20 protein-coding genes and 1 tRNA gene are annotated in these 26,005 nt (G+C 48.1%); 9 read left to right on the top strand and 12 right to left on the bottom strand.

Going from position 1 to position 26,005, the window contains the following annotated elements:
* Window positions 1-117: 117 nt before the first annotated feature.
* The 6 genes from VNQ80_RS11620 to VNQ80_RS11595 all read right to left on the bottom strand — a co-directional run bounded on the left by VNQ80_RS11620 (window position 118) and on the right by VNQ80_RS11595 (window position 4,349).
* Entirely contained in the window at window positions 118-309 is a 192-nt protein-coding gene (locus tag VNQ80_RS11620) for a YwbE family protein (RefSeq protein ID WP_325638708.1), read from the bottom strand.
* A gap of 9 nt (window positions 310-318) precedes the next feature.
* Complete coding sequence (locus tag VNQ80_RS11615; protein ID WP_325638706.1) at window positions 319-783, bottom strand: Dabb family protein; 465 nt, start codon at window positions 781-783, stop codon at window positions 319-321.
* A 66-nt stretch (window positions 784-849) separates the two neighbouring features.
* Complete coding sequence (gene rseP / locus VNQ80_RS11610) at window positions 850-2,178, bottom strand: RIP metalloprotease RseP (RefSeq protein ID WP_325638704.1); 1,329 nt, start codon at window positions 2,176-2,178, stop codon at window positions 850-852.
* Between the two features lie 5 nt (window positions 2,179-2,183).
* Complete coding sequence (locus VNQ80_RS11605) at window positions 2,184-3,368, bottom strand: 1-deoxy-D-xylulose-5-phosphate reductoisomerase (RefSeq protein ID WP_325638702.1); 1,185 nt, start codon at window positions 3,366-3,368, stop codon at window positions 2,184-2,186.
* Window positions 3,369-3,425: 57 nt separating this feature from the next.
* The gene (locus VNQ80_RS11600; protein ID WP_325638700.1) at window positions 3,426-4,217 is read right to left on the bottom strand and encodes a beta-carotene 15,15'-monooxygenase; all 792 of its coding nucleotides are present in this window, start codon (window positions 4,215-4,217) and stop codon (window positions 3,426-3,428) included.
* 58 nt (window positions 4,218-4,275) lie between these two features.
* Window positions 4,276-4,349 (bottom strand) — tRNA-Ala (locus VNQ80_RS11595).
* A 414-nt stretch (window positions 4,350-4,763) separates the two neighbouring features.
* On the opposite strand from VNQ80_RS11595, the gene VNQ80_RS11590 reads away from it, so the two are divergent.
* Both VNQ80_RS11590 and VNQ80_RS11585 read left to right on the top strand, forming a co-directional pair.
* The gene (locus tag VNQ80_RS11590; protein ID WP_325638698.1) at window positions 4,764-7,799 is read left to right on the top strand and encodes a ligand-binding sensor domain-containing protein; all 3,036 of its coding nucleotides are present in this window, start codon (window positions 4,764-4,766) and stop codon (window positions 7,797-7,799) included.
* The gene (locus tag VNQ80_RS11585) at window positions 7,796-8,398 is read left to right on the top strand and encodes a DNA-binding response regulator (RefSeq protein WP_325638696.1); all 603 of its coding nucleotides are present in this window, start codon (window positions 7,796-7,798) and stop codon (window positions 8,396-8,398) included. The genes VNQ80_RS11590 and VNQ80_RS11585 overlap by 4 nt, the downstream gene beginning before the upstream one ends.
* A 5-nt stretch (window positions 8,399-8,403) precedes the next feature.
* Here the strand turns inward: VNQ80_RS11585 and VNQ80_RS11580 are convergent, their stop codons facing one another.
* A complete protein-coding gene (locus VNQ80_RS11580; RefSeq protein ID WP_325638694.1) occupies window positions 8,404-10,521 on the bottom strand; it encodes a S9 family peptidase in 2,118 nt (705 codons plus the stop codon).
* A 29-nt stretch (window positions 10,522-10,550) separates the two neighbouring features.
* The gene (leuS, locus tag VNQ80_RS11575; RefSeq protein ID WP_325638692.1) at window positions 10,551-13,340 is read right to left on the bottom strand and encodes a leucine--tRNA ligase; all 2,790 of its coding nucleotides are present in this window, start codon (window positions 13,338-13,340) and stop codon (window positions 10,551-10,553) included.
* Window positions 13,341-13,443: 103 nt separating this feature from the next.
* On the opposite strand from leuS, the gene VNQ80_RS11570 reads away from it, so the two are divergent.
* From VNQ80_RS11570 to VNQ80_RS11550, 5 genes are read left to right on the top strand one after another with little or no spacing between them, the layout of a single operon-like run.
* A complete protein-coding gene (locus VNQ80_RS11570; RefSeq protein WP_325638690.1) occupies window positions 13,444-14,322 on the top strand; it encodes a cell division protein FtsX in 879 nt (292 codons plus the stop codon).
* 9 nt (window positions 14,323-14,331) lie between these two features.
* The gene (locus tag VNQ80_RS11565) at window positions 14,332-14,574 is read left to right on the top strand and encodes a DUF3098 domain-containing protein (protein WP_325638688.1); all 243 of its coding nucleotides are present in this window, start codon (window positions 14,332-14,334) and stop codon (window positions 14,572-14,574) included.
* Window positions 14,571-15,365 (top strand): undecaprenyl-diphosphate phosphatase, encoded by a 795-nt coding sequence (locus VNQ80_RS11560; RefSeq protein WP_325638686.1) that lies wholly within the window; start codon window positions 14,571-14,573, stop codon window positions 15,363-15,365. The genes VNQ80_RS11565 and VNQ80_RS11560 overlap by 4 nt, the downstream gene beginning before the upstream one ends.
* Complete coding sequence (gene truB / locus VNQ80_RS11555; RefSeq protein WP_325638684.1) at window positions 15,365-16,087, top strand: tRNA pseudouridine(55) synthase TruB; 723 nt, start codon at window positions 15,365-15,367, stop codon at window positions 16,085-16,087. Before VNQ80_RS11560 ends, truB begins: the two co-directional genes overlap by 1 nt.
* Window positions 16,074-17,048, top strand: a complete 975-nt coding sequence (locus VNQ80_RS11550; RefSeq protein WP_325638682.1) for a bifunctional riboflavin kinase/FAD synthetase — start codon at window positions 16,074-16,076, stop codon at window positions 17,046-17,048. Before truB ends, VNQ80_RS11550 begins: the two co-directional genes overlap by 14 nt.
* A gap of 20 nt (window positions 17,049-17,068) precedes the next feature.
* Here VNQ80_RS11550 and VNQ80_RS11545 read toward each other — a convergent pair whose 3' ends face one another.
* A complete protein-coding gene (locus VNQ80_RS11545; protein ID WP_325638680.1) occupies window positions 17,069-18,979 on the bottom strand; it encodes an amidophosphoribosyltransferase in 1,911 nt (636 codons plus the stop codon).
* Between the two features lie 142 nt (window positions 18,980-19,121).
* Here VNQ80_RS11545 and VNQ80_RS11540 point away from each other — a divergent pair, with 142 nt between their 5' ends.
* Together VNQ80_RS11540 and VNQ80_RS11535 are read left to right on the top strand one after the other, a co-directional pair.
* On the top strand, window positions 19,122-20,318 hold the full coding sequence (locus tag VNQ80_RS11540; protein ID WP_325638678.1) for a proline dehydrogenase family protein: 1,197 nt from the start codon (window positions 19,122-19,124) through the stop codon (window positions 20,316-20,318).
* Complete coding sequence (locus VNQ80_RS11535) at window positions 20,315-20,941, top strand: HAD-IA family hydrolase (RefSeq protein ID WP_325638676.1); 627 nt, start codon at window positions 20,315-20,317, stop codon at window positions 20,939-20,941. Before VNQ80_RS11540 ends, VNQ80_RS11535 begins: the two co-directional genes overlap by 4 nt.
* Here the strand turns inward: VNQ80_RS11535 and VNQ80_RS11530 are convergent, their stop codons facing one another.
* The 3 genes from VNQ80_RS11530 to VNQ80_RS11520 form a co-directional block, all read right to left on the bottom strand.
* Complete coding sequence (locus VNQ80_RS11530; protein ID WP_325638674.1) at window positions 20,942-22,366, bottom strand: alkaline phosphatase; 1,425 nt, start codon at window positions 22,364-22,366, stop codon at window positions 20,942-20,944. It abuts the gene before it with no gap.
* A 105-nt stretch (window positions 22,367-22,471) separates the two neighbouring features.
* The gene (locus VNQ80_RS11525; protein ID WP_325638672.1) at window positions 22,472-24,406 is read right to left on the bottom strand and encodes a sensor histidine kinase; all 1,935 of its coding nucleotides are present in this window, start codon (window positions 24,404-24,406) and stop codon (window positions 22,472-22,474) included.
* Window positions 24,407-24,697: 291 nt separating this feature from the next.
* Entirely contained in the window at window positions 24,698-26,002 is a 1,305-nt protein-coding gene (locus VNQ80_RS11520) for a hypothetical protein (protein ID WP_325638670.1), read from the bottom strand.
* Window positions 26,003-26,005 lie beyond the last annotated feature (3 nt).

Genomic DNA, 26,005 nt, shown 5'->3' with positions numbered 1-26,005 from the left:
TCAACACAATAGTATAACGCTCCCCGCAGGAAAAGATTGCGTAAAAAGCGTCATAATTAAATGACAGATGGCCGTGCTACTGAATCATTTGTACTATTGCGTCGTTGGGCATGAAAGTTAGTCCAACAACGCTGAGACGCGGCCAATCTGCCCATCTTCCAATCGTACCTTGATGCCTCGCGAATGGAATGGGGCGGACGTAAGGATATCCTTCACCACCCCTTCCGTAAGCCGGCCTGTACGCTGGTCTTTTTTCAGGACGATTGCAACCTCCAGGCCCGGGTAAATGTCCTTACGATATTTTCCCACTAGTTGGCCTTAGTTCAACCACGAATCATGTACCGCAACCTTATTCCAAAATTTCGAATACTTTTCAATGGCTGCGAGATGGATCGGGTGGTTTTCGTAGGTATTGATGTCTTCCATGGTATCAAAGTATACCAACAAGTTGTAGGTGAAACTATTATCCACTACATCACGGTCGTGCGTACTGGCAGCACGCCCATAATGAAGTGACTTGATTGTCGGGATGGCTTTCAACTCTTCAAAAAAACCAGCAAAATCCTTAATTTCTTGTTCAGACAGCCCGTCATTGAGCCAAAAAAGCACATAATGTGCGATCACTTCCTTGTTTTCCATTGTGTCGTTCGTTTCCTCGTTCGTGTTCGTTTGATTATTCTCTTGATTTGATGTTGGCGGAGCACATGCGGCCAGCATACTACCGCCTACCCCCGCTAGGGCAACGGCTGCCCCCGCTCGTTTAATGAAATGACGTCTTTCCATATCAATTAGTTATTGTTCACTTATTATTCAACACGTATTACCTATTCAGTGCGGGTCCATTCATCCTTATTTACTCACAATCTTAAGAATGTCATTGCCAAAGACAAAGACCATAAGTGCCAGCAGGATAAAGAAACCCGCAATCTGTGCTTTTTCGAGGAATTTGTCGCTCAACGGTTTTCCCTGGATCATTTCAATGAGTAAAAAAACGACATGCCCGCCATCCAACGCCGGGATTGGCAAGAAATTCATCAGCGCCAACGCCATCGACAAAAGTCCCACCAATGTCCAGAATTTCACCCAATCGACTTCGGAACCAAACATCGTGGCAATACGGACAGGTCCAGATATGGCTTTATCTGCCCGTAACTCACCCGTTGCGATCTTACCAAGGCCCTTGGCATTGTCAATCAATGTACCCCAAGCTTTGGAAGCGCCGATCGGCAATGATTCGAAAAAGCCGTAATGGATGGTGACACGAGGGAAATCAATGTCTCTATTGACGAGAAACCCAAGTGTGCCATTTTCGGGTACGGTAGCTTGTACGGTCGTGGTATCGCCACCGCGGAGTAACACCAATGACACTTCTTCACCCGAACTGCTACCTATAATCTCTTTTACTTGATCCCAGAAAGGCGTAGCCGACCCATTAACGCTCAAAATGCTGTCACCTCGCTGAATTCCTGCTTCCTGAGCCACGCTGCCTGCTATGACGGAATCAATTGCCATCGCCCGCTCACGCGGACCGACAAACTCGTTGCGGTCATAGTCGGCAACGGTGTTCAAAATATCCCCTGGCACCGGAATAGACATGGTTTCACCATCCCGTACCACGGTCAATGTCGTGTTTCCCATGAGTACTTTCGAACCGAGGAGATCTTCGAACCGTACGATCGGTTGACCGTCCACTTCGGTAATACGGTCGCCTGCCTGCAAACCAATTTGTTTACCGATTAGCCCAGGTGCAATTCCATTTACTAACTGTGTATTGTCTACATAGGTTTCGCCATATTTGAATGTGAGCATCCAAAAGATAAACATACCCAAAATGATGTTGACGATAATTCCGCCCATCATGACGATAAGACGTTGCCATGCGGGTTTTGAGCGGAATTCCCAAGGTTGGGGCTCACCTTTCAGCTGCTCGGTATCCATCGACTCGTCGATCATCCCGGCAATTTTGACATACCCCCCTAACGGTAACCAGCCTATACCATACTCACAACCTTTGAAATTGAACTTGAACAGCTTGACACCCCATGCATCAAAAAACAGGTAAAATTTCTCAACTTTAATCCCGAATGCGCGTGCCGCCAAAAAATGACCAAATTCGTGCAACACAATCAATATAGACAGGCCTAATAATACCTGCCCAATCATCACCAATACACCCATTTATTTTATTTTGCTATGTGATATACTTTTTTAAACTTCGCGACTAAATCCGTAGCCACATCCCGGCTAAGCCCGTCGGTTTCCATACAGTCGTCCATCGTTGGCACAGCAATAGGAGTTACACGCCCCATTGTCTCTTCAATAATGTCGCTCATCTGGAGAAATCCCACCTCGCCCCGCAAAAATGCAGCCACGACGACTTCATTGGCAGCGTTGAGGATACAGGGCATGTTACCCCCTATCTCCAATGCCCGATAAGCCAACGCGAGATTACGGAACGTATCCGCATCGGGCTTCTCAAATGTCAATTCCGGGAAATCGGCGAAATTGAATCGCCTAAGCTTATTTGGTACCCGCTCTGGATGGGTAAGCGCGTATTGGATCGGCAATTTCATATCCGGTAATCCCAACTGCGCTTTGATACTGCCATCACGAAATTGCACCAACGAATGGATGATGGACTGCGGATGGACAATTACGTCAATTTGTCGTGTTTGGAGACCGAACAGCCATTTTGCTTCGATGACTTCCAACCCTTTGTTCATCAACGTTGCCGAGTCAATCGTAATCTTCGCCCCCATCACCCAATTCGGGTGCTGTAACGCCGCTTCACAGCCTACCGTTGCCAAATACTCCAAACTACGCCCCCGGAAAGGCCCACCCGACGCCGTTAAGTAAATTTTCTCGATCGGATTATGCTGCTCGCCCACCATGCATTGAAAAATCGCCGAATGTTCGGAATCTACCGGCAACAACCGCACACCGTGCTTCTGCACGAGTTCCATCACCAATTGGCCAGCCACTACGAGCGTCTCCTTATTGGCTAAGGCAATATCCTTACCGGCGGTGATCGCCGCCACCGTGGGCCGTAAGCCGACCGACCCTACCAATGCGCTGACAACCAAATCAATCTCGTCATCCTGTACTACGTCTTCCAACGCTGCAACGCCAGCAAGCACTTGTGTAGGCATATGCGAAAGTGCCGCTTTTACTTCACCGTATTTGGTATCGTCGGCAATAACGACCGCCCTAGGCCGAAATTCCAAGGCCTGTTCAATCAACAAGCGCGTATTCGTAGCGGCAGTAAGCACCGCTACTTCAAACCGATCAGCTTGAGCACGGACCACATCGAGTACCTGTGTACCAATACTACCCGTGGCTCCCAAAATGGCTATATGTTTTTTTACCAAAATAATCTTATAACGTCACTTCACAAACCGTGTTTACAACCTCACATGTCCACAACCTTACAAAATGTGTTTCATCACTTCCGGGTCGTCCCCACCGCTATAATCGGCCATCATGCTCCGATAGGCCATAGAAACCACCACACTCGACAACGGGCCGACCAAAAAGGAATTAACTAAACTCAACGCTGTGGATACCATCGGGTAGCCCGCATAATTGAAATACATATATAACAGGTGCAAAATGGCAAAAAATGCCAATATCAGCAACAATCTCGTAACATTTCCCCGGGTAAGTGCAAAACTGAGACGGAGCGCTCGGAGCGGCCCGGCCTGCTGCTCAATAATGAAAAATGGATAAAAAGCCACGCGGAGCAAGAATGCAAGTACAACAATAGCCGACAGAATACGGGCAATATTTACCATCAACGAAACGTCGATACCGGCATATATCAATGGGAAAGCCAAAACCGAAATAACGAGATAAAACAGCAAAGCAAGTAGCGCGATACTCAACATCCCGGTAAAAAAAAAGCGCAGCTCCCTCGCACTAGGAATGGTGTTTATTAAGTTGATCTTTTCTTTCTTGTCTGCCAACGCGAGGATGTACTTAAATAGGGTAAGCTGCGTACCAAAATACAAGATAACAAAAAGCAACGCCATGAACACACTCAAGAACGTGTTCACTTCACTGAAATAAAAGGCCAATATACCGGAAGTGTTGGACGTCAAAAACAGCAAAAAACAAAGCCCAGCTATGGAGAAATAATGGTTCCGCAGCAAGCCCCACGACCGGGAAATCACCTCATTTACGGCAAACGTACTGGCTTTCAGAAATTGAATCATCGGCATCCGGCAAACGTAGCAACTTACCCCTAAAAAAAATCCCGACAACGTCGGGACTATTTCGTGGAGGATACCGGATTCGAACCGGTGACCTCTTGCCTGCCAGGCAAGCGCTCTAGCCAGCTGAGCTAAACCCCCTTTTGGCGGACTGCAAACATAGCTAAAATCGCAATCACTTGCAAGCAGCAAAATAAAATTTAACGCGATAAATTAAACGGAATCGCCACCACATCACCCCCACTTGATTTGTTGATATATATCTTGCTTTTTACATAAAAAACCACCCCAAAGCAGGTATTTTTTTTATCTTGCGAATCCCTTGACGGAAGCCGCAAACTACCAATGGAGAAACTGGTTTTAGACGAAGTAAAGAAAATTTGGACCGAAATCGGTCATCACAAACATCCAGGCACTTGAGTTGGTACAGCTTGCGTTGGACAAAGGGTAGCTTTGATGCGAGAATCGCAAGAATACCCTCTATTAGGTATTCCAAGTAGAAACTTCAGTTGCTATATTTGCCTATCATGAACCTCACGTCACGCTTACATACAAATGTATCTCGTTAGAACCCGTGTTTTCCTTGTGACCTTGTTATCCATTCAGAGCTATCTATCGATGGCCGAAAGTACTCGTGGCACCGATTCCCTCATGGTAGTTCACATCGCACAGGAGGAAGGATTGTCACAACTCGGCGCATTGGCGATGGATTTTGACGACAACGGCTATCTGTGGATTGGCACTGAAAATGGCTTGAACCGATTCAATGGTTATCAAATGCAAGTACACAAAGCGGGAGAAATGCAAGGTGAGCTACCCGATGACCATATTCGTTCCATGTATTATGCCAACGACACCTTATGGTTAGCCACCAACACGCATTCTGTTATTGCCTACTTGATGGCTGAAAACCGGTTCATCAATTTTCGCGACCAGCTGGGCACCGAGCAACACCCTTTTGTCAAGTTCAGCTATACGTTATATCCGACAAAAGGAAACATATTGATTGCAGGCACTGTCGGAAATTGCCTTTTAATCGATCGCGTAAAATTGACTTTCAGAATATTACCTATTCCCGACGCTACCAACAACGATTACGTTACCTCCGTCACCGAATTAAATGAAGGACAATACTTGGTGGGCACCAATGCCAGTGGTCTGTATCGGCTCGATGCCACCAACCAATTGATAACGCCGGTATACGAATTGGCCCCGCTGAAAAACACACCAATCAATGCATTCTACAAGTGGTCGCCCAACCAGACACTCATCGGCACGGACGCCGGTTTATACGAATACAATGAAAAAAGCGGAAGTTACCGGAAAATAGACGGACGTGCGGTCAAAAGCCTACATCGATGGGACGATCGCACGCTCATGATCGGTGGATTTAATGAAACCCATTTCTTCCGCGACGGCAAAAAGTGGCAGAAAGTTGTTTTTTTTGACGGAACTGGTGCGGAACTGGAGGCTACCGTCCTGCACGTAAAAAACGACCTGTTGGGCGGGGTGTGGATTGGAACTTCCGGTCGTGGCGTTTTTTATTACCATCCCCACCAGCATAAATTCACACCTTCGCGCATCAACGTAGCCAATTCTCCTAAAAAGGATTTTATCAGCATTTTCCATTTTCTCCGGGATGGAGACGATCTGTGGATGGCCACAGACCTCGGGTTTGTCCGCCATGACTTACAGAAAAGTGACTACAAACTATATCAAACCGATTTACTCGAATATGCGCTAACAAAAGATGCGAACCAAACGATTTGGGCCGGTGGATTTGGACAAGGACTCCTGAAATACAATCGGGAAACGGACCGTTTTGACACTGTCCCCTTACCTTTTGCCGACAAAGACATCATCCAGCTGACACCCATCTCTCCCGATACAATTTGGGTCCACACGTGGTCAAGCGGCATTTATGCACTCAACGTGCACGATTACGGGGTCACCCCGCGTGAGATACACGGCCAGCAACTTGTCCGCTCCCGAACCAGTTTCATTGATTCGTCGGGCGCTATCTGGATCGGTAGCGACGAAGGCCTCTATTGCATTCGCGGCAACCAGTCGGTTTATTACGACTCACTGTCTAACGAGCGCGTGTTTGCCATCACCGAAGACCCTTACCATAATATTTGGGTGGGTACAGCCAAAGGACTGAACTGTGTCGACCCCAAAACGGGCAAAGTGACCGCATACACGCAACAGGCAGGGTTGCCCAACGATTTTATTTATAGCGTGGAATCCGACCAGCAGGGTAATATTTGGGTATCGACCAACTTCGGCATCGCCGTGCTGGACCACCAGCACCGGACGTTCAAAAACTACACGGAAGACGATGGTCTGCAGAATAATGAATTCAATGGTAAAGCCGGATACACAGACTCGTTGGGGTATTTCTATTTTGGTGGGATGAACGGCTTCAACATGTTCCATCCGGATAGTATCTACGCAAACAAACAGGTCGGGAGAACGCTAATCGAAGATATCCAGCTGTTCGGCATGCCCCTTCAGAAAAACATACCGTATACCGATACGCTGGTCTTCTCGCACAACGAGAATGTAATTACCTTCGACTTCGTGAGCCTTAATTACCTTTGGGCAAAGAAAAACCGATACCGGTTTATGCTTGAGGGCTTTGATAAGACGTGGCGGCCCATTACGCAAAACCGATCGACCACCTATACCAACCTTGACCCCGGCACATACACCTTCGTGGTAATGGGCAGCAATAACGAGCTCATTTGGGGTGCTCCCGATAAGATAACCGTCGTTATCCAATCGCCTTGGTATGCCTCTCTCTGGTTTCGACTCACAGCAGGCGTTTTGCTTGCACTAGTTATCACTGGTACCTTCGTCTATAAAAACTACCAGCAGAAAAAAACAAACCTGAGGTTGTCCCACATGGTCAGCGTACGAACCGAAGAATTGCGCCAAACGAACCGTGCGCTAAATGCTTCGCTAGAAACGACACAGCGGCAAAAGGAAAACATCGGCTTTTTGATGCAAGAGCTGAACCACCGTGTGAAGAACAACCTACAACTGATTACGAGCCTGATTGATATCCAAAGCTTTGAAATCGAAGACACGGGCATTCAAGACAAACTAAGGCTGTTACAGTCCCGGGTATTCACGGTTTCGAAAATCCACGATATCCTCAACCAAAAAGATGCTGGAAACAACATCCGGACCGACCAGTTCATCGGCGATCTGGCAAAAGACCTCATCGTGTTCTCGGGACTCTCCATTGAACTGGAAATCAATGTCGAACCGATTTATTTCCCCGTGAATAAATTGACCCATCTTGGATTGATTATTAACGAACTAATCACCAACTCGATAAAACATGCCTTCGAAGGGCATAAAGACGCAAAACGCATTCAAATATCGCTCCGCGAAGAAAACGACCGTTTAACATTCATTTACCGCGATAATGGGAAGGGGTTCGGAAGTACCGACGCAAACAAGGGGAAGAAAAAGGGAGTCAACCTTGTTAAAAACCTCGCCCGCGAGCTGAAAGGCACCTTAACGCTTCGAGACGACGGTGGTGCGATGTTTATATGTGATCTCCCAAAAATAGTTGTTGTATGAACAAAAAAGTCCTAATCCTGGAAGATGAAATCATCATTGCCAACAGCATCCAACTCCACCTCGAAGAGAACGGCTACGAGGTAGAAATTGCCACGGATCCCGAAACCGCAAAAACTTTCTTCGGGGAACATGCATTTGACATCGTGCTGTGCGACATTAACCTAAACCACGAAATCGACGGCATCACTTTTATCGAAAACGTGGTACAAGACATCACACCCGTGGTTTTCTTAACGGCGTACAGCGATCTAAGCACACTGAAAAGGGCCGAATTGATCTCTCCTTACGCTTACTTAATCAAACCGTTCAACAAGGACCAATTGTTGGTCACACTGAACCTATCGCTCGTACACGCCCGGAAGAAATTTCTCCATGCCAGCCATCGGCCAACCACAGCTGCCGATGAAATCGAACTGACCAGCAGGGAATTGGAAATATTGAAACTATTGGCGCAAAGCAAAACGACCGACGAGATTTCAGGCACCCTGTTTATCAGCCCGCTCACCGTGGCGACCCACCGTAAAAACATCCTACGCAAAACCCAAGCACGCAGCTTGATCGAGTTGGTATCGCTAGCGGTTGAAAAAGGCTGGATCTAAACGCCTTACCGTAACGCTTCGGGTACCGATTTCTCTAACAAATATTGGTAATAGAACCGATATCTTTCCTTTCGGTCATAAGCAGATTTCTCGCGCGAAAAACCATGACGGCTTCCCGGATAAATCATTAGTTCGAAATGCTTATCCCTGTCGGTGAGGGCATCGACCAATTGGATGGTATTCTGCATGTGCACATTATCGTCCATGTCGCCATGCAAGATGCGTAATACACCTTTATATTGGTCGGCATAGGTCAACACCGAGCCATTCTTATACCCTTCGGGATTATCCTGTGGGGTATCCATATACCGCTCTGTATAATGCGTGTCGTAAAGCTCCCAACTGGTAACCGGTGCACCGGCAATGCCGTAATCGAAATAGTCCGCACCTTTGGTCAGCGCCAAACAGGTCATATACCCGCCATAGCTGTGACCGGTAATAAGCAATTTGTCCTTCGCTACCCAAGGTTTACTTTTTAACCACTTCGCGGCCGTGATGTAATCTACCATCTCCCAATGCCCGAGGTTGCGGTGCATCAGCGCCACCCCTTCCTTGCCAAAATGGCCGGATGCGCGGTGATCGACCGTAATCTGGATGATGCCTTCATTTGCCCAATGTTGGTTAGCTGTACCTTTCCAGGTGTTCCGAACAGAGCCGGCATCGGGCCCACCGTAGATGCTGAAAATAACCGGATGGGGCTTGGTTTCATCAAAGTCCGTCGGCCAAGTGATCGTAGCGGGCAGCGCATAGCTATCCGGCGTAGGGATATCTATCAGCTCAGTTTTGGCATAGATATAGTCGTCAAAATCATCCGCCTTACTATCCGCCAGTTCCTTGATGAGCTTTCCCTTGTTATCTAATAATGCAACTTTGGGTGGCGTACTAACATTAGTATATGTCGTAATGAAATATTCACCGTCAGGCGACACCGTTACCTGATGGGTATAATCACCAAAAGTGAGCCGCTTGAGGTTTTTTCCGTTATAGTCAACGCGATAGAGGTCCAGCGTGGCCGAATGTTCCTTGCGGGCACTGAAATAAATCACTTTCTTTTTCTCATCGACCAGCTCCAAGGAAGACACCTGCCATTTACCTTGCGTAATCGGGTTTACCAGTGTACCGTCAAGTGTGTAAAGGTAGTAGTGCGCCCAACCGGATTTATCGCTCTTCAGGATGTAATGTTTGTTGTCCTTCAGGTACGTGATGCGTTCTTCATGGCTGAGGTCGATCCACGCCTCTTGGTGTTCGTCGTAGATTTCCTGCTTCACGCCTGTTCTGGGATCTACTTGGTAGAATTTGAGGTTAGTTTGGTCGCGGTTCATCCATTGCACCATTAGGTTGCCGCTGTCAAAACTCCAATAGGGCTGGCCGAAATACTGGTCATCTTCCGCATTGAAATCGGCCCAAACCACGTCGCCACCTTCAACGGGCACAAAGCCTACCTTTACTTCCGGGTTCGGATCTCCCGCTTTAGGATATCGGGTTTGTTCAAGGTAACCATGCTGACCGGTAGACCCGTATATGGGAAACATGGGCACCTGTGTATCGTCGAACCGCATAAAAGCCAGCGTTTCGCTGTCGGGTGCCCACCAAAATGCACGATAGTGCGAGCTACGGCCCAAAATCTCTTCGTAATATACCCACGACGCCCATCCATTGTAAATGACGTCCGTAGCATCTGCCGTATACCGTATTTCGCGGCCATCGGACACGTTCACCGTATATAGGTCGTTGTTCCTAGTGAACGCGACGTATTGGTTATCGGGCGACAGGGTGGGATTCTTCTCTTCGTCTGCGGGCGACCGCGTCAGTTGCCGTGGGGTTTTGGAGCCTTGGCGGATGAAAATGTCGTTGTTTTCAACATAGACTTCTACATCGCTGATCGGCGGTGGCGTATAAGGGCTCCGTTCACCTGTTATTACATGCACTTGGTAGCGTTGCTGGTTTTGTGCATCATGTTCGATATAATGCTGGGTGTCAGTCCAACCAAGGATCTGGTTAATGGGTTTGGTCAACGATGGCTTTTGGCCCAGCGACTGTTGCAGGTCCAAGCGTTTGGTTTGGGCCTCCACACTGAAAATAAACAGCAGGAAAGCCCCTACAAGAATGGATGTTCTATTCATATGTGTAAAATTTGGTTATTCCCTTTTCATTAAACCACCACATTCACGATCCGACCCTTCACATAGATCACTTTCCGGACGGGCTTACCGTCCAGATAACGCTGCACGTCTTCGTTGGCAAGTACCGCTTTTTCTACGTCGGCCTGCTCCAAGTTAAGCGGCAGCGTCAGGTTCAATCTGGTTTTGCCGTTCACCGAAATCGGATAAGCAAATTCGTCCTCAACCAAGTATTCCGGGTTGAAAGTCGGGTAAGTGGCATAAGACAACGTTCCTGCCGTGTTGCCCAACAACGCCCACAGTTCTTCGGTAATGTGCGGTGCATAGGGATGCAATACCGCGCATAGTTCTTGCAAGATGGCCCGCTTGTTGCACTTCAGGTCGGTAAGCTCATTTACGCAAATCATAAAAGAAGACACCGACGTATTGAACGAAAAGCGCTCGATATCGTCTTCCACTTTCTTGATGATCTTGTGTAGTGCCTTCAGTTCGGCTTTGCTAGGCTGGTCATCACTCACGGCAAAACCACCGTCCGCGCCGTGAAACAGCTTCCAGAACTTGCGGAGAAACTTATAAACCCCTTCAATGCCATTCGTATTCCAGGGCTTGCTCTGCTCCAGTGGTCCAAGGAACATCTCATACATACGCAACGTGTCTGCCCCATACTGTTCAATAATGTCATCCGGGTTCACCACATTGTATTTGGATTTCGACATTTTCTCCACTTCGTGGCCGCAGATGTATTTCCCGTCTTCGAGGATGAACTCCGCGTCTGCGAAATCTGGCCGGAACTGCCGGAATTTTTCCAAGTCGAGCACATCGTTACTTACGATATTCACGTCTACATGAAGCGCAATCGTTGGGTACCCGTGCTTTAACCCGTACGAGACAAACCTGTTGGTGCCCCGCCCTTCACCATCCAGCACCCGGTACACAAAATTACTGCGCCCCTGAATCATCCCCTGATTAATCAGTTTCTTGAAGGGCTCCTCTTCGGGAACATACCCCATATCTTTCAAAAACTTATTCCAAAAGCGGCTATATAACAGGTGCCCCGTAGCATGCTCAGAGCCGCCAATGTATAAATCAACGTCTCGCCAATAATCAACCGCTTCTTTGGACACGAAGGCGGCGTCATTGGCTGCGTCCATATACCGGTACCAATACCAACTGGAACCGGCCCAACCGGGCATCGTGCTAAGCTCATACGCGTGCTCATCCCGGTATTTCCAGCGGGTTGCGCGCCCCAATGGCGGTTCGCCGGTTTCCGTAGGTAGATATTTATCCACCTCGGGCAATAGTAACGGTAAGTCGCCTTTATCAATCAAATTAGGCAGCCCATTTTTAAAATACACGGGCACCGGTTCGCCCCAATATCGTTGTCTGCCAAACACCGCATCGCGCATCCGATAGGTGACCGTAGCCTCGCCGGCACCGATGGAGCTGAGCTTGGCAATCAACGTTTCTACGGCTTCGTGATAGGTCATCCCATTGATGATGCCCGAATTGATGTAGCGACCCGCTTTCGTAGGGTCGGCTTGTTCGTCCAGTTGCTGCGCGTCCGAAATCGGGATGATGGGCAAACCGAAATGGGTGGAAAACAGGTAGTCGCGTTGGTCGCCTGACGGCACGGCCATCACGGCTCCGGTACCATAGCCTGCCAATACATAATCGGCAATCCATATCGGCACCTCGTCACCAGTAAGTGGGTGCACGGCATGGCTGCCCGTAAATGCTCCTGATACCGACCGGGCATCAGCCATACGGTCGAGTTCGGATTTCTTTTTCGTTTGCACGATGTAATTGGCTACATCAGCACGGTATTCCTCGGTTGTCAGTTGCTCCACCCACTCGTGCTCGGGGGCGAGCACCAGTGCATTTACACCATAAATGGTGTCGACCCGCGTGGTAAATACTTCGATGGCTTGATCCTCGCCCAATACCGGGACGGGGAACCGTACGTTCGCACCTACGCTTTTGCCAATCCAATTACGTTGCATCTCTACCAACGGCTCCGGCCAGTCAATGGTTTCCAAACCACTTAACAGCCTTTCTGCATACGCAGTGATCCGCATGCTCCACTGCATCATTTTCTTTTGTTCCACGGGGTATCCGCCCCGTTCGGAAACGCCATTGACAACTTCATCATTGGCCAATACCGTACCCAATGCCGCACACCAATTTACCGTACTTTCACGCAAATAGGCCAGTCGGTACTTCAGCAACTCGCGCTGTTGCTCTTCTGGTGCAAACGCATTCCACTCGTCGGCGGTAAACGAACGAACGTCTTCGTCGCAAACGGCATCTACCCCTTCAGAACCGTGTTTTTTAAAGTGGGCCACCAAGCGGTCTATCGGTTCGGCACAATCAGATAATTTATTGTACCAAGCGCTGAAAAGCTGCATAAATATCCATTGGGTCCACCGATAATAGGAAGGCTCGCTGGTCCGCACTTCTCGGCTCCAATCGAATGAGAACCCAATATTGTCCAATTGCTCGCGGTATCGTTTGATGTTGGCAGCAGTCGTGACAGCCGGGTGCTGGCCGGTTTGGATGGCATATTGCTCTGCCGGAAGACCAAACGAATCATATCCCATGGGGTGTAATACGTTGTATCCTTTCAACCGCTTATAACGTGCGAAGATATCTGAGGCGATGTATCCAAGTGGATGGCCGACATGCAAGCCCGCCCCCGATGGGTAAGGAAACATGTCCAACACATAATATTTCGGCTTTTCAGACGTACTACTTACACGGAATGTCTGGTTGTCCGCCCAGAATTTCTGCCACTTTTTCTCAATCGCACGATGATGATAATCCATGAATTCGGAATTTAAATAAGAACCGCGAAAATACAAAAAATCTCAATCCAATGGCCAATATCTCATATCTTATCAGTATTTTCGCCTCCAAATCGAAGTGAAGATGGAAGCGTATGAAGTAAGTACATCCTCAAAAAAAACAAAGTCCGTTTACATATCCACGGTCATTAGTATCGCATTGGTATTGTTGATGACCGGTATGTTGGGTTTGCTGCTCGTGCATGCAAAAAACTTATCCAATTACGTAAAGGAAAACATCGTACTCAACATCATCATGAATGAAGGGGTAAGTGAGGGGAATGTGCTTGCCTACCAAAAGGAGCTTGAGTCTGACAACTACGTGTTGCGTTCGGAGTATATCAGTAAAGAGCTAGCAGCAGAAAACCTCTCGAAGGAGTTGGGTGAAGATTTCGTCGAATTTCTAGGTCACAACCCATTGCTATCGTCTATTGATATCTATTTAAAAGCGGAATATGCCAATACGGATAGCATTGAGACCTTTATCAAAAAGGTATCGGCCAAAGAGATGGTGAAAGAGGTTGTTTACCAGGAATCGCTAATCGACATGGTCAATAAAAATATCCGGACGATTGGCATTGTTATCCTGGCATTTACTGTATTGCTATTGGTAATTGCCGTGGCCTTGATCAACAACACGATACGTTTGGCCATATACTCACAACGTTTTCTGATTAAAAGCATGCAAATGGTGGGTGCTACCAAAGGGTTCATCAGGCGACCATTCCTAGGGTACGGCATATTACACGGCCTGTTGGGCGCACTCATCGCCATCCTATTACTGCTCCTTACCTTGCATTTGGGGCAGCGAGAAATCCCCGAATTGGTATTTCTTCGCAACTGGTTTGAATTTATTATTATATTCGTTGTCGTGGCCGCCCTCGGCATCCTCATCTCGGGGTTAAGCACCTATTTTGCCGTCAGCAAATACCTGCGGTTGAAATCCAACGAATTATACAGATAATCACAGCGTATGTCATCTTATAAGAAAACCCCACAGCCCCAAAAAGCTTCGTTTGTATTCGGCAAGCGGAATTACCAGTTGTTTTTGGCCAGCATTGCGGTAGTCGCTCTCGGCTTTGTCCTCATGACGGGAACAGAAGATATCTATAGTTTTACTAAAATTACGTTGGCGCCACTAGTGGTTGTCATTGGCTTTGCATTAGGCGTGGTAGCTATTTTAATAAAACCTAAAAACTCCCGGGACAATCAATGACGTTGTTTGAAGTGATTGTGCTGGCCATCATTGAGGGCCTCACGGAATTTCTGCCGGTATCATCTACCGGCCACATGATTATTGCAACTGCGCTGATGGGTGTATCTCCTACCCCATTTGTAAAACTATTTACGATAGCGATCCAGTTGGGAACTATTCTCTCCGTATTGGTATTGTATTACCGCCGCTTTTTCCGATCGTTAGACTTTTATTATAAGCTAGTTGTTGCGGCTATTCCAGCATCGGTCCTCGGCTACTTGTTCAGCGATGCCATCGACGGATTACTCGAAAGCCCAATGATTGTAGGCATCATGTTGGTCATTGGCGGTGTGGTTTTATTATTTGTTGATAAATGGTTCAACAGGCCCCTCACGGACGATTCTGACGAAATCAGTTATGCACAAGCGTTGAAAATAGGTTTTTTCCAGTGTTTGGCACTAATACCAGGCACCTCGCGTTCGGCGAGTACGATCGTGGGCGGTATGGCGCAGCGCCTCACACGGAAGGCTGCAGCCGAATTCTCCTTCTTCTTAGCCGTCCCAATGATGTTCGGGGCCACCGTACTCAAGCTGAAGGATCATTTCGACAACGGGCATGGACTAAGCAGTATCGAAATCAACCAACTCGTCATTGGCAACGTCATTGGCTTTATTGTCGCCATTATTGCCATTAAATCGTTTATTGGTGTGGTATCCAAATACGGCTTTAAGGCGTTTGGATGGTATCGGATTATCGTGGGTGGGGTTATCTTGGCAATGCTGCTCAGTGGGCATAGCCTGCAAATTGTATAATGGTACAGTTCGAACAACAAACGATCAACTTTGCCGACGGCGAAGTACTATTGGTCGACAAACCGCTGCGCTGGACAAGTTTCGACGTGGTACAGAAAATACGCAATGCCATCAAACCGTTGAAGGTCAAGGTAGGGCATGCCGGCACACTGGACCCCCTGGCCACCGGCCTATTGATCATATGCACGGGTAAGTTCACGAAACGGATCGACGAATTCCAAGCGCAAGAGAAAACATATACGGGCACCATTACACTGGGCGCAACTACCCCTTCTTACGATTTGGAACGGGAAATCGACCAACGGTTCGACCTATCAGGAATCACCGACGGGTTGATCCTTAAAACGGCCGGTTTGTTCATCGGCGAAATCGAACAGATCCCCCCGGCCCATTCGGCCATAAAGGTCGATGGGGAGCGGGTTTACGAAAAAGCGCGACGAGGAGAAACAGTGACTGTTAAACCACGCAAGGTACATATCCGCGAATTTGAGATTGTACGCATCGATATACCACACATCGAATTCCGGGTGGTATGCAGCAAAGGCACCTATATCCGCTCACTCGCAAACGACTTTGGTAAGGCCATGGATAACGGCGCACACTTGAGTCAGTTAAGGCGAACGAAAATAGGTGATTTCTCCGTAGCTGATGCGTGGCAACTACCTGATTTGGTGAAGCGTATAAAGGACGTTAATTTTGCAGCATCAGATGAAGATATATAGAAACCTCGAAGATTTCATTCCGCTAGATAATGCTGTGGTAACCATTGGTACGTTTGACGGAGTACATGTGGGCCATCAAAAGATTTTAAGCACCCTGCGGGAATCGGCCAGAGTCAGTAAGGGCGAAACGGTGCTACTCACCTTTTTTCCGCATCCGCGCCTCATTCTCCATCCCGAAGACGACAGTTTGCGTATCATCAGCGATATCGACGAAAAGGTGCAACGCCTCGCCGATGCAGGGATAGACCACCTCATCATCACACCGTTCACACGCGATTTCTCCAACCTCTCTCCCGAGGAATACATCCGCGAGGTACTTGTTGGCAAAATAGGCACAAAAAAGATTGTCATCGGCTATGACCATCGTTTCGGGAAAGACCGATCAGGTTCGCTTAAGGATTTGCTGGATTACGCTGATATTTATGGGTATTCGGTAGAGCAAATCCCCGAACAGGACATTAATGACGTAGCGGTATCGTCAACAAAAATCCGGGAGGCGCTTATCAAAGGCGACATCGACGCTGCAAACACATACTTGGGATACCCGTTTCAACTGACCGGTAAAGTTATACGCGGCGACCAACTAGGTCGTCGTATAGGCTACCCCACTGCCAATTTGCAAGTACAGGAAAGCCATAAGCTCATTCCTGCCTATGGCATATATGCCGTTGAAACGGCTATTATTGAACCAATTGACATCAAAACAGGACCTTACGTGGCCCACTCACCCGAAAGCGTCGTATATGGGATGGGGTACATAGGCACGCGCCCCACGGTTGACGGAGTAAGCAGAAGCATCGAAGTACATTTACTTGACTTTAATGAGAACATTTACGGCGAAACACTGCGCGTAAAATTTCTCCATTTCGTTCGCCATGACCAATGGTTTGAAAATATGGAAGATATGATCAAGCAGATGGAAATTGATGAGCAACAGGTAAGGCGATTGTTTAGCCTTTAGGAGGGATTCGGGAGCAACCGCTATGCACTGAAATACGCCCGTACATTTTTCCCTTCCACCCAATTCATGTAAGCCCGATTGACCACCCGATTTCCACCAGGTGTAGGGTAATCCCCAGAAAAATACCAATCCCCTTTGTGCTCTGGACACGCAATATGGAGGTTTTCCAATTTTTGGTAGATAACCTCAACCTGCGCTTTAATATGTGTGCCACGGATGATACTTGCTATCTCAACAGAAATCTCTTCATCCGTAAATGGTGCATAAATGGCCTTAACATAATTCTCGACTTGCTCTTTAGGCAAGTCTAAAGAAGCTAAACATTGCTGGTAAACCTCCTCTACAACGTGCCCAAGACCATGTTTATACAATAATGAAACGGCGGCTTCGAAAGCCACAAATTCGCCCATCCTGGACATATCGATACCGTAGCAGTCTGGGTACCGGATCTGGGGTGCCGATGAAACAATAATAATTTTCTTTGGATTTAAACGATCAAGAATGGTTAAAATACTTTGTTTCAGCGTTGTACCTCGAACAATGGAGTCATCCACCGCAACAATTGTATCCTCGCCATCTTGTACGATACCGTAGGTTGTGTCGTACACATGTTGTACCATGTCTTGTCGATCAGCATCCTGTGTGATAAACGTACGGAGTTTGGCATCTTTGATATTAAGTTTTTCAAACCGGGGGGAGATGCTCAACATTTCATCCAGCTCCTCATCCGAAATTTTATCAGCACGATTGAGGAGCGTCTCCTTCTGCAGCGTCCGCACGTATTCGTTTATACCTTCTTCAATTCCATAAAACGACACTTCGGCCGTATTCGGGATGTAGGAAAAAACGGTATTTTTAATATCATGATTAATCGCCGTTAAGATCTGCGGACATAACAGCCGCCCCAGGTGCTTTCGTTCCTGATAGATTGCCGCATCACTACCCCGCGAGAAATAAATTCGCTCGAACGAACAGGATTTCTTTTCTACCGGCTCGCGGAACATCTCCTCAGTGATGGAGCCGTCCTTTTTTACAATTAGTGCATAGCCGGGCTTTACTTCATTAATATCTCCAAATTTAACGTTGAAAGCCGTCTGTATAGCGGGCCGCTCAGACGTAACCACCAGTATTTCATCGTTCACATAATAGTAGGCCGGCCTGATTCCTGCGGGATCACGCATCACGAACGCGTCGCCATGTCCCACAATACCAGCAATGGTATAGCCCCCGTCCCAAGTCTTGGAAGATTTGCGTAAAATCCGGGCAATGTCGAGATGTTCAGCGATGAGATTACTGATCTCGACATTACTATACCCTTGTTTTTTGAATTTATCGAATTGTTCTTGGTTCTCCGAATCCAGGAAATGGCCAATTTTTTCGAGTACGGTTACGGTGTCTGCCTTTTCCTTTGGATGCTGACCCAACTCATACAATTGTTCGAGTAACTCGTCGACATTGGTCATATTGAAATTACCAGCCAAAACGAGGTTCCGCGTCATCCAATTGTTCTGCCGCAAAAACGGATGACAACTCTCGATGCTATTCTTGCCGTGCGTACCGTATCGCAGGTGCCCCATAAGCACTTCGCCGGTAAAACTGACGTTCTCCTTCAACCATTGGCTGTCGGCATATCTATCTGGGTAGGCCCGTTGCACAGAGGCAAACTTGCGCTGCACATATTCGAAAATATCAGCCACCGCATTGGATGCCATCGAACGGTAGCGGCTGATGTATCGGCTACCGGGCTTCACCCCGAGTTTAATCGTAGCAATCCCCGCACCGTCTTGCCCGCGGTTATGCTGTTTTTCCATCAAAAGGTACAACTTATTGATACCATATAAGGCCGTACCGTATTTTTCCTGATAATATGAAAGGGGTTTTAGCAGGCGAATTAGTGCGATACCACACTCGTGTTTAATAGCGTCACTCATTGTATGCGTTGAATGGGCAAAGGTACATAAAAATATGATTTAGTACACAAATAAATTATGAGGCTGGCCGTTATTTCCTGATCAAACAAGTTTGTAAAGCACAACAACTATACGTAATTTCGCCCCGTAATTTGCACACAGAATGTCTCAACAAACGCAACGATTGGGCGAGCTCTCTTTCGAAAACACTGAAGTCGCGTTTCGGGGTAAGAGCGATAGTGACCTAAATAAAGCCTATTGGCTGTTCAAAATCTTGAGCAGTAATTTCCTGACGCGGGTCGGCCCGCCAATGACCAACTTTGCCTTGAACATAGGCCTGCCAATTAAAGGACTTATACGCTCAACTATTTTTAACCACTTCTGTGGAGGCGAGACCATCAACGGATGTATTCCAGCAATTGATACATTGGCGGACCAACAGGTAGGTACCATCCTAGATTATTCCGTTGAGGGCGAAGATACCGAAGAAGCGTTCGACGAAACCTGTAATGAAATCTTACGGACCGTCGCTTATGCAACCACCGACCCACGCATATCTTTCTCGGTATTTAAACCGACGGGACTGGGGCGCTTTGAACTGTTTGAGAAAATCAACGCCAAGCTGCCACTTAGCGTTAACGAACAGTTGGAATACGAGCGCATCCGGAGACGCTTCGAACGGATCTGCCAAAACTGTTACGAGAATGACGTAAAGGTACTGATCGATGCCGAGCATTCATGGATACAGGATGTCATCGATGACCTCGCCCGCGAAATGATGCAACGGTTTAACCGAAAAGCAACCATCGTGTACAATACGTACCAGCTTTATCGCCGCGACAAGCTGGCTTCGCTACAAGCCGATTACCACCTGGCAGAAACAGCCGGTTTTTTCCTCGGCGCCAAACTGGTTCGGGGCGCTTACATGGAGATTGAACGGGAGCGTGCCCAGGAAAATGGATACCCGTCCCCCATCCAACCCGACAAGGGAGCGACCGACGGCGACTATGATCTTGCCATCCAATTTTGCCTCGACCATATCGACCGGATTGGATTTATGGCGGGCACTCACAATGAGGCCAGCAGCAAAGTGTTGGTTGATGAAATGAACTCACGGCAACTGCCGCACGATCACCCTCACATTCATTTTGCCCAACTGTTGGGCATGAGCGATAACCTGAGTTTCAACCTCGCGGCAGCAGGGTATCGCGTAGCAAAATACATGCCCTACGGTCCAGTGAAAGCGGTAATGCCCTATCTCTTCAGACGGGCACAAGAAAACACCTCCGTAGCTGGCCAGACGGGGCGCGAGCTTTCGCTTATCGCCCAAGAGAAAAAACGACGGAAAACCAAAAGATGACAACAGATATCCCCATACACGAAAAACTCGACAAACTTACCCAAATCGGCAGGAAAAAAGATTATAAGGCATTCCTATACGATTGCGATGGCACTCTTGCAGACAACATGCACGCACACAAAGCGGCATATAAAAAGGCAGCGGAGAAATTCGGCATCGCACTCGATACCGCTATCATCGACGAGCTGGCTGGATGGCCCACACTGTTGATTGCACAAGAGATAAACAAGCGATACCAAACAGACGTACCCCCAGTTGATTTTGCCGCGATGAAATCAACCATCTTTTTCGAAGATTTCATCGAACAAACCCTTCCGGTGGAGTTCGTTGTCCGCCATCTAAAAAACCATATCGGCGAAGTACGCATTGGGGTGGTTTCGGGTGGCAGTCGCAAAACCGTGACCCGCACGCTTACGGTAATCGGCTTGATCGACGACATCGAGGTGCTCGTCTGTGGCGATGATACCGAAAGGGGCAAGCCGTATGCGGATCCGTTTTTGAGTGCAGCCCAGCAACTCAGCGTTGCTCCACACGACTGCCTCGTCTTTGAAGACGGCGACCCCGGAGTCCAGGGCGCCATCGCCGCAGGCATGGATTGGGTACGGATCGATAAGATCGTATAACTACCGTTGCTGACGCACCGCCGCTGCCTCAAGCATGAGGTAGTGCATATCCGTGTTCCGTACGAACGGCTTTAGCAATTCGCTCCCCGGCCCGTATGCAGCAATCTCCACATGGTCGCCCGAATGGCCTGTACTGGCCCACCCCACAGCCGTGTATTTCCGCTGAATATCGGCCAATTCGGCAAAGGGTAGCTTGTAAGGGTTGTACATCCCGTCTTCATTCCGGTCGGTGACGTAATGGGACAATAACCGGATGGCTTCATTTGCATTGATGGCATAACCTTGCGCATGTTCAATCCGCTCGCGAACCTGATTTGCCGTAAAGTCCCGATCGATCCCCTGCAACACCCAGTCATTCGTATGTTTGAAACCAATTACCCGTTCGAAGTTTTTTGTAGAGCCGAATAATCCAGGATTGGCATTCCCATGGTCCGTGGTTACGATGACCAACGTATTGCCGTCCGCTTCGGCGAAAGCTAGGGCCGTGGCCAACGCCTCGTCGAATGCCAACTGGTCATAAAGAAGTCCGCCAACGTCATTTGCATGCGCTGCCCAATCCACCTTGCCTCCCTCCACTTGCAACACAAAGCCTTTTGGATTCTTGGTTAGGCGACGGATGGCCGTACCGACCATTTCAGCAAGCGATGGCGTGTTTTTTTTCAGATCCACATCGTTTTCCCGGTCCAAGGCATAAGGTAGTCCATCTTGATGAAACACACCCAAAACCGGTGCGGCTGAAGCTGCCGCATCGATTGCCAACATGTCATCACGGGTTTTGGCAACCTGATAACCGGTGGCTGCAAACCTTGCAAATAAATCTTGTTTGTCTTTCCGCTTATCAGCACTAAAAAACTCCGTCCCGCCACCCATCATCACGTCAAAACCAAGGCCAAGATATTGTTCGGCGATGCCAGGTTGATCGGATCGGCTATCACTGTTCACGCAAAACCCTGCCGGCGTGGCGTGCGTGATGGGCACAGAGGTCACACAACCCACCGCTTTCCCTGCAGCTTTAAATTTTTGAAGAATCGGAACAGGCCTACTTCCATCGGGAGCCACGTTCAGTACCCCGTTGTTCACGCGTACGCCGCCGCCCCACGAGGAACTGGCCGCAGACGAATCTGTAACCAAACTGTTTGCTGAGGCGGTGTCCATCAGCCCGCGATTCACAAGCCCCTGGTGATACAATGACATCCAAGCACATAACTTGCCATCGCGACGCTCACTAAGCATATTGGCCATACTCAATGTCCCTATACTCATGCCATCACTAACCATAAAAATAATATTCTTGGCTCGGCCAGCGGCAGACAAACGGGTTTCCCTACCCTGGCGAAAAGGTGTCGCCACGGCCTGAAAAGGTGATAACACTGTTGCGCCCGCGGCGGCAATAGCAGTGTTCTTGAAGAAATCTCTACGCTTCATGGAAAAAAATTGACGGTAATACATTTAAAATTCCTTAAAAATAAGAATCTTATATTAACCTGAAACAAAATCAGCATGAATTTACAGGTATTACCAGATCAGCGGTTAGGCTTGCCCCTTGAAGCGGATACGATACATGGAGAATTCGTCAAACGTATATTGGATAATACCCGCCAACTGGCTGGTGAGTGAATGAATCAATCGGAACCCCAGCGTTTCGGATGTGTTTTGACGCTTGGCCTCCGGGATACCTATCCCGTCATCTTTAAAAACGAGCTCGTAGTCCCGTTCCCCTTCCCGTTTCACATTTACGTGGATTTGACCATGCTCCCGTCCAGCGAATGCATACTTTAGCGAATTCGTTATGAGTTCCGTCAATATCAAACCAATCGGTATGGCTGTATCGATGTCTAACAACACATCATGGGCCTTTACTTCAAAACGCACGTCTTTTTTTCGGACGTTGTAAATACTCAGCAAATGTGCGCCCAACTGCTCAATATAGTCCTGTATATCCAATCGGTTGATACTTTGTTGTTCATAAAGTTTATTATGGATCAGTGCGATGGAATGTATTCGGCTGCTACTTTCGCGCATCATGGCGATGACATCTGGGTTTGACGTCTTCCGCGACTGCAGACTGAGGAGGCTATTGATAATTTGGAGGTTATTCTTCACGCGGTGGTGTATCTCGCGTAAGAGCAGTTCGTTCTGTTTGTTAGCCTGCTTCAGCACTTCGTTCTGAACAGATATTTCGGTATTCTTTATGGCTACCCGATGTGCCAATTTATCTTTCTCCCGAAAGTGGAAATAAAGGATGACCAAAATGGTCAGTAACACGGCGATACCAGCAATCAATCCGTATCGCTGGTAACGCGTATTAGACAAAAGCAACTCCTGTTCCTTGATTTGACGTTCAAACTTATCCAATTTGTAATTTTCGCTCATCTCCCGGCCCTGCCCAATATAATGTGCCGTATAAAGGCTGTCTTTCGCATATTCGTAAGCATTAAACAGGCTATCGGCCAGCGGACCATTGCCCATAGCATAAACTACTTTCACATGAAGGGACTGGATGTGATGACGTTCCATCTGTGTATCTACGCGGTCCAGCGCCGCGTATAACTGCTCGCATATCCTTAGAGCCGCATCATAATCCTCCAAAAAATAGAGTTCAGTGGCATACAGAAGTTGATAGCTTATTCCCAGTCCCTCGTCACCGACCGTATCCACAAGCACAGCAGCCTCCTCAAGCACAGTTGCCAAACGCCGCTCATCGCGCATGGCGGCGTATACATCACCTTCAACCAATAGTGTGCGGAGCCGCTGTTCAGCGGTCGTTTTTAGGTCGAATTCCTGTTTTGCCAACGAGATGTTATACAATGCCCTTTCATAATCACGTTGCTCCGAAAAACTAATGCCATATTGCAGATGGATAGAACCAAACGCCTCGTCATAACCCGCTTTATTTGCCAGTTCCGCTGCATCATTAAGGACGGCTATTGCCTCCGCGTAATCTTTAGACACGGTGTTGTGATAGCTGGCAAGCTGGATATTCAACTTGATCTGGTCGATGTCTCTACCATTATCGGCCGCCACACGCAAGCCGCTTAGGAAATTTTGGAGACCGGTATAATACCTGCCGCTCTTGAGGTAAATCTGTCCCAATAGGAGATGGCAATCGGGCAGGTTATCCGAGAATTGCCCCTGCGTGTAAAGTGAAATCGCCTTTTCAAAATAGCGCCCGGCGACATCCGTTGCGCCTTTTCGCATGTATACAACTCCTGTATAGTAGTATCCGTCGGCAATACCTCGATCGTAACCGATATCAATAGACATTTTCCAGGCCTTGTTAATCAGGTCATCCGATTTTTTCAGGTTTTCCTCAACAGATAAGATTGCATCCCTATACAGGTCATTGATAATGATCGTGTCTACCTTGGTCGCAGGAGCGGTACCCTGAAATGCGGCGATCGGAACGTGTTGAACAACCAACAAAAAGACCCCAAGAAAAAAAAACAAGCTGTTGCGTTTCGCCATCTTTTACATTTGCAGTACCTGTCCTCTTCACAACCGAGGAGCATGAGCCTATACTAAATACGCCGACCTGCTTTTTACGCCGGCATTGTCAATCCAATAAACACCAAGGTAGATCATTAGGTATCCGACCAAGCTACGTCATTGCTCAAAGCCGGACGCTGAGGTACAGATAAATCAAACTTAGATAAAGTTACTTTAATATGCAAGCACCACTCCAAATAAAAAAGCAACCCATCGAATTTATCCAACTCTTGTGTAAGCCGTTTACACCGTTGAGATATAGCGGCCGGGTCAAAACCCGGTGACGATACGTATGCCCCCGTTTGTGAAGTCCATTTCTTCTTTAGAAAGCCGACCGATAGGAAGTTTGAAATAAGGTTCCACAGATAAGAAGAGTTTACCGGATATCGGTAATCTCTTGCCAAGGGAAAAATTCATGAAACCAGCATATCCATTTCCCCGCAAGGGTTTAGCAGGAATTTTCTCTGATGAATAAACAAACTCGGTTGAAGTGAGGCGCTCTGTAATTGATGAATTGCCACTAGCAAACGTATTCTTGTTAATCTGGTCAACCACATGGCTTGTCCGTTGCTCGTTCAGAATAGCTACGTACGACACCCCTACCGACGTATAGAAGCCTTTTGCCACATCAAAACGCAAATCCAAGGGAACGTCCAACGTAACCACACTGCTCGTCAGTGAAACTTCCCGTCGGTAATTGAGCGCCGACTCGGCGCGCCCGTTAAAGTAGTCGCTTGCTGAAGGGCTGTTGGGGAGGGCATCGTACTGGGGTTGATGATTTGGATTTTCGCCTACGCCCAATTGGGCCACGGAAATCCCCGAACCGATAGCGAATCTATCAGAAATCCGGTAAGCAACCGCAACGCCGCCCCCCATATTAATTGCCTCGCTCGTAAGCGAAGGCGAGACCACTAATCCCAAATCCCATTTGCCCATAGCACTACTTGGTTTTGGAGACGTTCTGGCATCGGTAACCGATCCGGTGTTGTCAACCAACTGCTCCAATCCTTCCGGTTCAACCATCACAGCCAACCGATGTGGTTCGACGTTAAGCGTTGACGAGGTATCCACTGCAGCCGCCGCTGGCGGAGCTGTCTGTTCCGTTATGCCGCGAGCGCTATCCATGTCTTCCACAGCCGCTTCTTCGCGTACCTCAACTACGGTTTCAGCTAGAAACCGCTCTTCCATATCCGGACGCTGCTGGCGCTCCCTTCCCCGATTGTTCGCCGGCAACACCAGCTGATCCGCTACCACTTCGGTATCGGTACCGTCTAATATATCGCTTTCGTATATATCGCTTTCGTGCTCAGAGGGCACTACCGAACTGGGCTCCGCGTCTTGCTGTACAATTTGAGGCGGCATCAGCGTTTCGTTTGAATGACGAATAATCCAGTACGATCCAAGGGTTGCAAGCAACACCGCAGCAGCACTCCAATAAGGCCATAGCTTCCGTCGGGGCCTACCGTGAGCCGCCCTAAACCGCTCCCACGCACCCTCCTTATAGGGCACGGTGTGGCTACGGAGCCGTTCCGCTAGTTGGTGGATTAATTCATTATGCTCTTCCCGCTCACTCATATT

Origin of the sequence: Parapedobacter sp., from assembly GCF_035556095.1 — a bacterium.
Lineage (GTDB): Bacteria > Bacteroidota > Bacteroidia > Sphingobacteriales > Sphingobacteriaceae > Parapedobacter.
The sequence above is the reverse complement of the archived record's forward strand: the minus strand, read 5'-3'. Positions and strand labels throughout refer to the sequence as shown.

Excerpts from the sequence above, each read along its gene's own strand:
- VNQ80_RS11615 (WP_325638706.1), bottom strand. The coding sequence starts at position 783 with ATGGAAAGACGTCATTTCATTAAACGAGCGGGGGCAGCCGTTGCCCTA.
- rseP (WP_325638704.1), bottom strand. The coding sequence starts at position 2,178 with ATGGGTGTATTGGTGATGATTGGGCAGGTATTATTAGGCCTGTCTATA.
- VNQ80_RS11600 (WP_325638700.1), bottom strand. The coding sequence starts at position 4,217 with ATGCCGATGATTCAATTTCTGAAAGCCAGTACGTTTGCCGTAAATGAG.
- VNQ80_RS11590 (WP_325638698.1), top strand. The coding sequence starts at position 4,764 with ATGTATCTCGTTAGAACCCGTGTTTTCCTTGTGACCTTGTTATCCATT.
- VNQ80_RS11585 (WP_325638696.1), top strand. The coding sequence starts at position 7,796 with ATGAACAAAAAAGTCCTAATCCTGGAAGATGAAATCATCATTGCCAAC.
- VNQ80_RS11580 (WP_325638694.1), bottom strand. The coding sequence starts at position 10,521 with ATGAATAGAACATCCATTCTTGTAGGGGCTTTCCTGCTGTTTATTTTC.
- leuS (WP_325638692.1), bottom strand. The coding sequence starts at position 13,340 with ATGGATTATCATCATCGTGCGATTGAGAAAAAGTGGCAGAAATTCTGG.
- VNQ80_RS11570 (WP_325638690.1), top strand. The coding sequence starts at position 13,444 with ATGGAAGCGTATGAAGTAAGTACATCCTCAAAAAAAACAAAGTCCGTT.
- VNQ80_RS11565 (WP_325638688.1), top strand. The coding sequence starts at position 14,332 with ATGTCATCTTATAAGAAAACCCCACAGCCCCAAAAAGCTTCGTTTGTA.
- VNQ80_RS11560 (WP_325638686.1), top strand. The coding sequence starts at position 14,571 with ATGACGTTGTTTGAAGTGATTGTGCTGGCCATCATTGAGGGCCTCACG.
- truB (WP_325638684.1), top strand. The coding sequence starts at position 15,365 with ATGGTACAGTTCGAACAACAAACGATCAACTTTGCCGACGGCGAAGTA.
- VNQ80_RS11550 (WP_325638682.1), top strand. The coding sequence starts at position 16,074 with ATGAAGATATATAGAAACCTCGAAGATTTCATTCCGCTAGATAATGCT.
- VNQ80_RS11545 (WP_325638680.1), bottom strand. The coding sequence starts at position 18,979 with ATGAGTGACGCTATTAAACACGAGTGTGGTATCGCACTAATTCGCCTG.
- VNQ80_RS11540 (WP_325638678.1), top strand. The coding sequence starts at position 19,122 with ATGTCTCAACAAACGCAACGATTGGGCGAGCTCTCTTTCGAAAACACT.
- VNQ80_RS11535 (WP_325638676.1), top strand. The coding sequence starts at position 20,315 with ATGACAACAGATATCCCCATACACGAAAAACTCGACAAACTTACCCAA.
- VNQ80_RS11530 (WP_325638674.1), bottom strand. The coding sequence starts at position 22,366 with ATGAAGCGTAGAGATTTCTTCAAGAACACTGCTATTGCCGCCGCGGGC.
- VNQ80_RS11525 (WP_325638672.1), bottom strand. The coding sequence starts at position 24,406 with ATGGCGAAACGCAACAGCTTGTTTTTTTTTCTTGGGGTCTTTTTGTTG.
- VNQ80_RS11520 (WP_325638670.1), bottom strand. The coding sequence starts at position 26,002 with ATGAGTGAGCGGGAAGAGCATAATGAATTAATCCACCAACTAGCGGAA.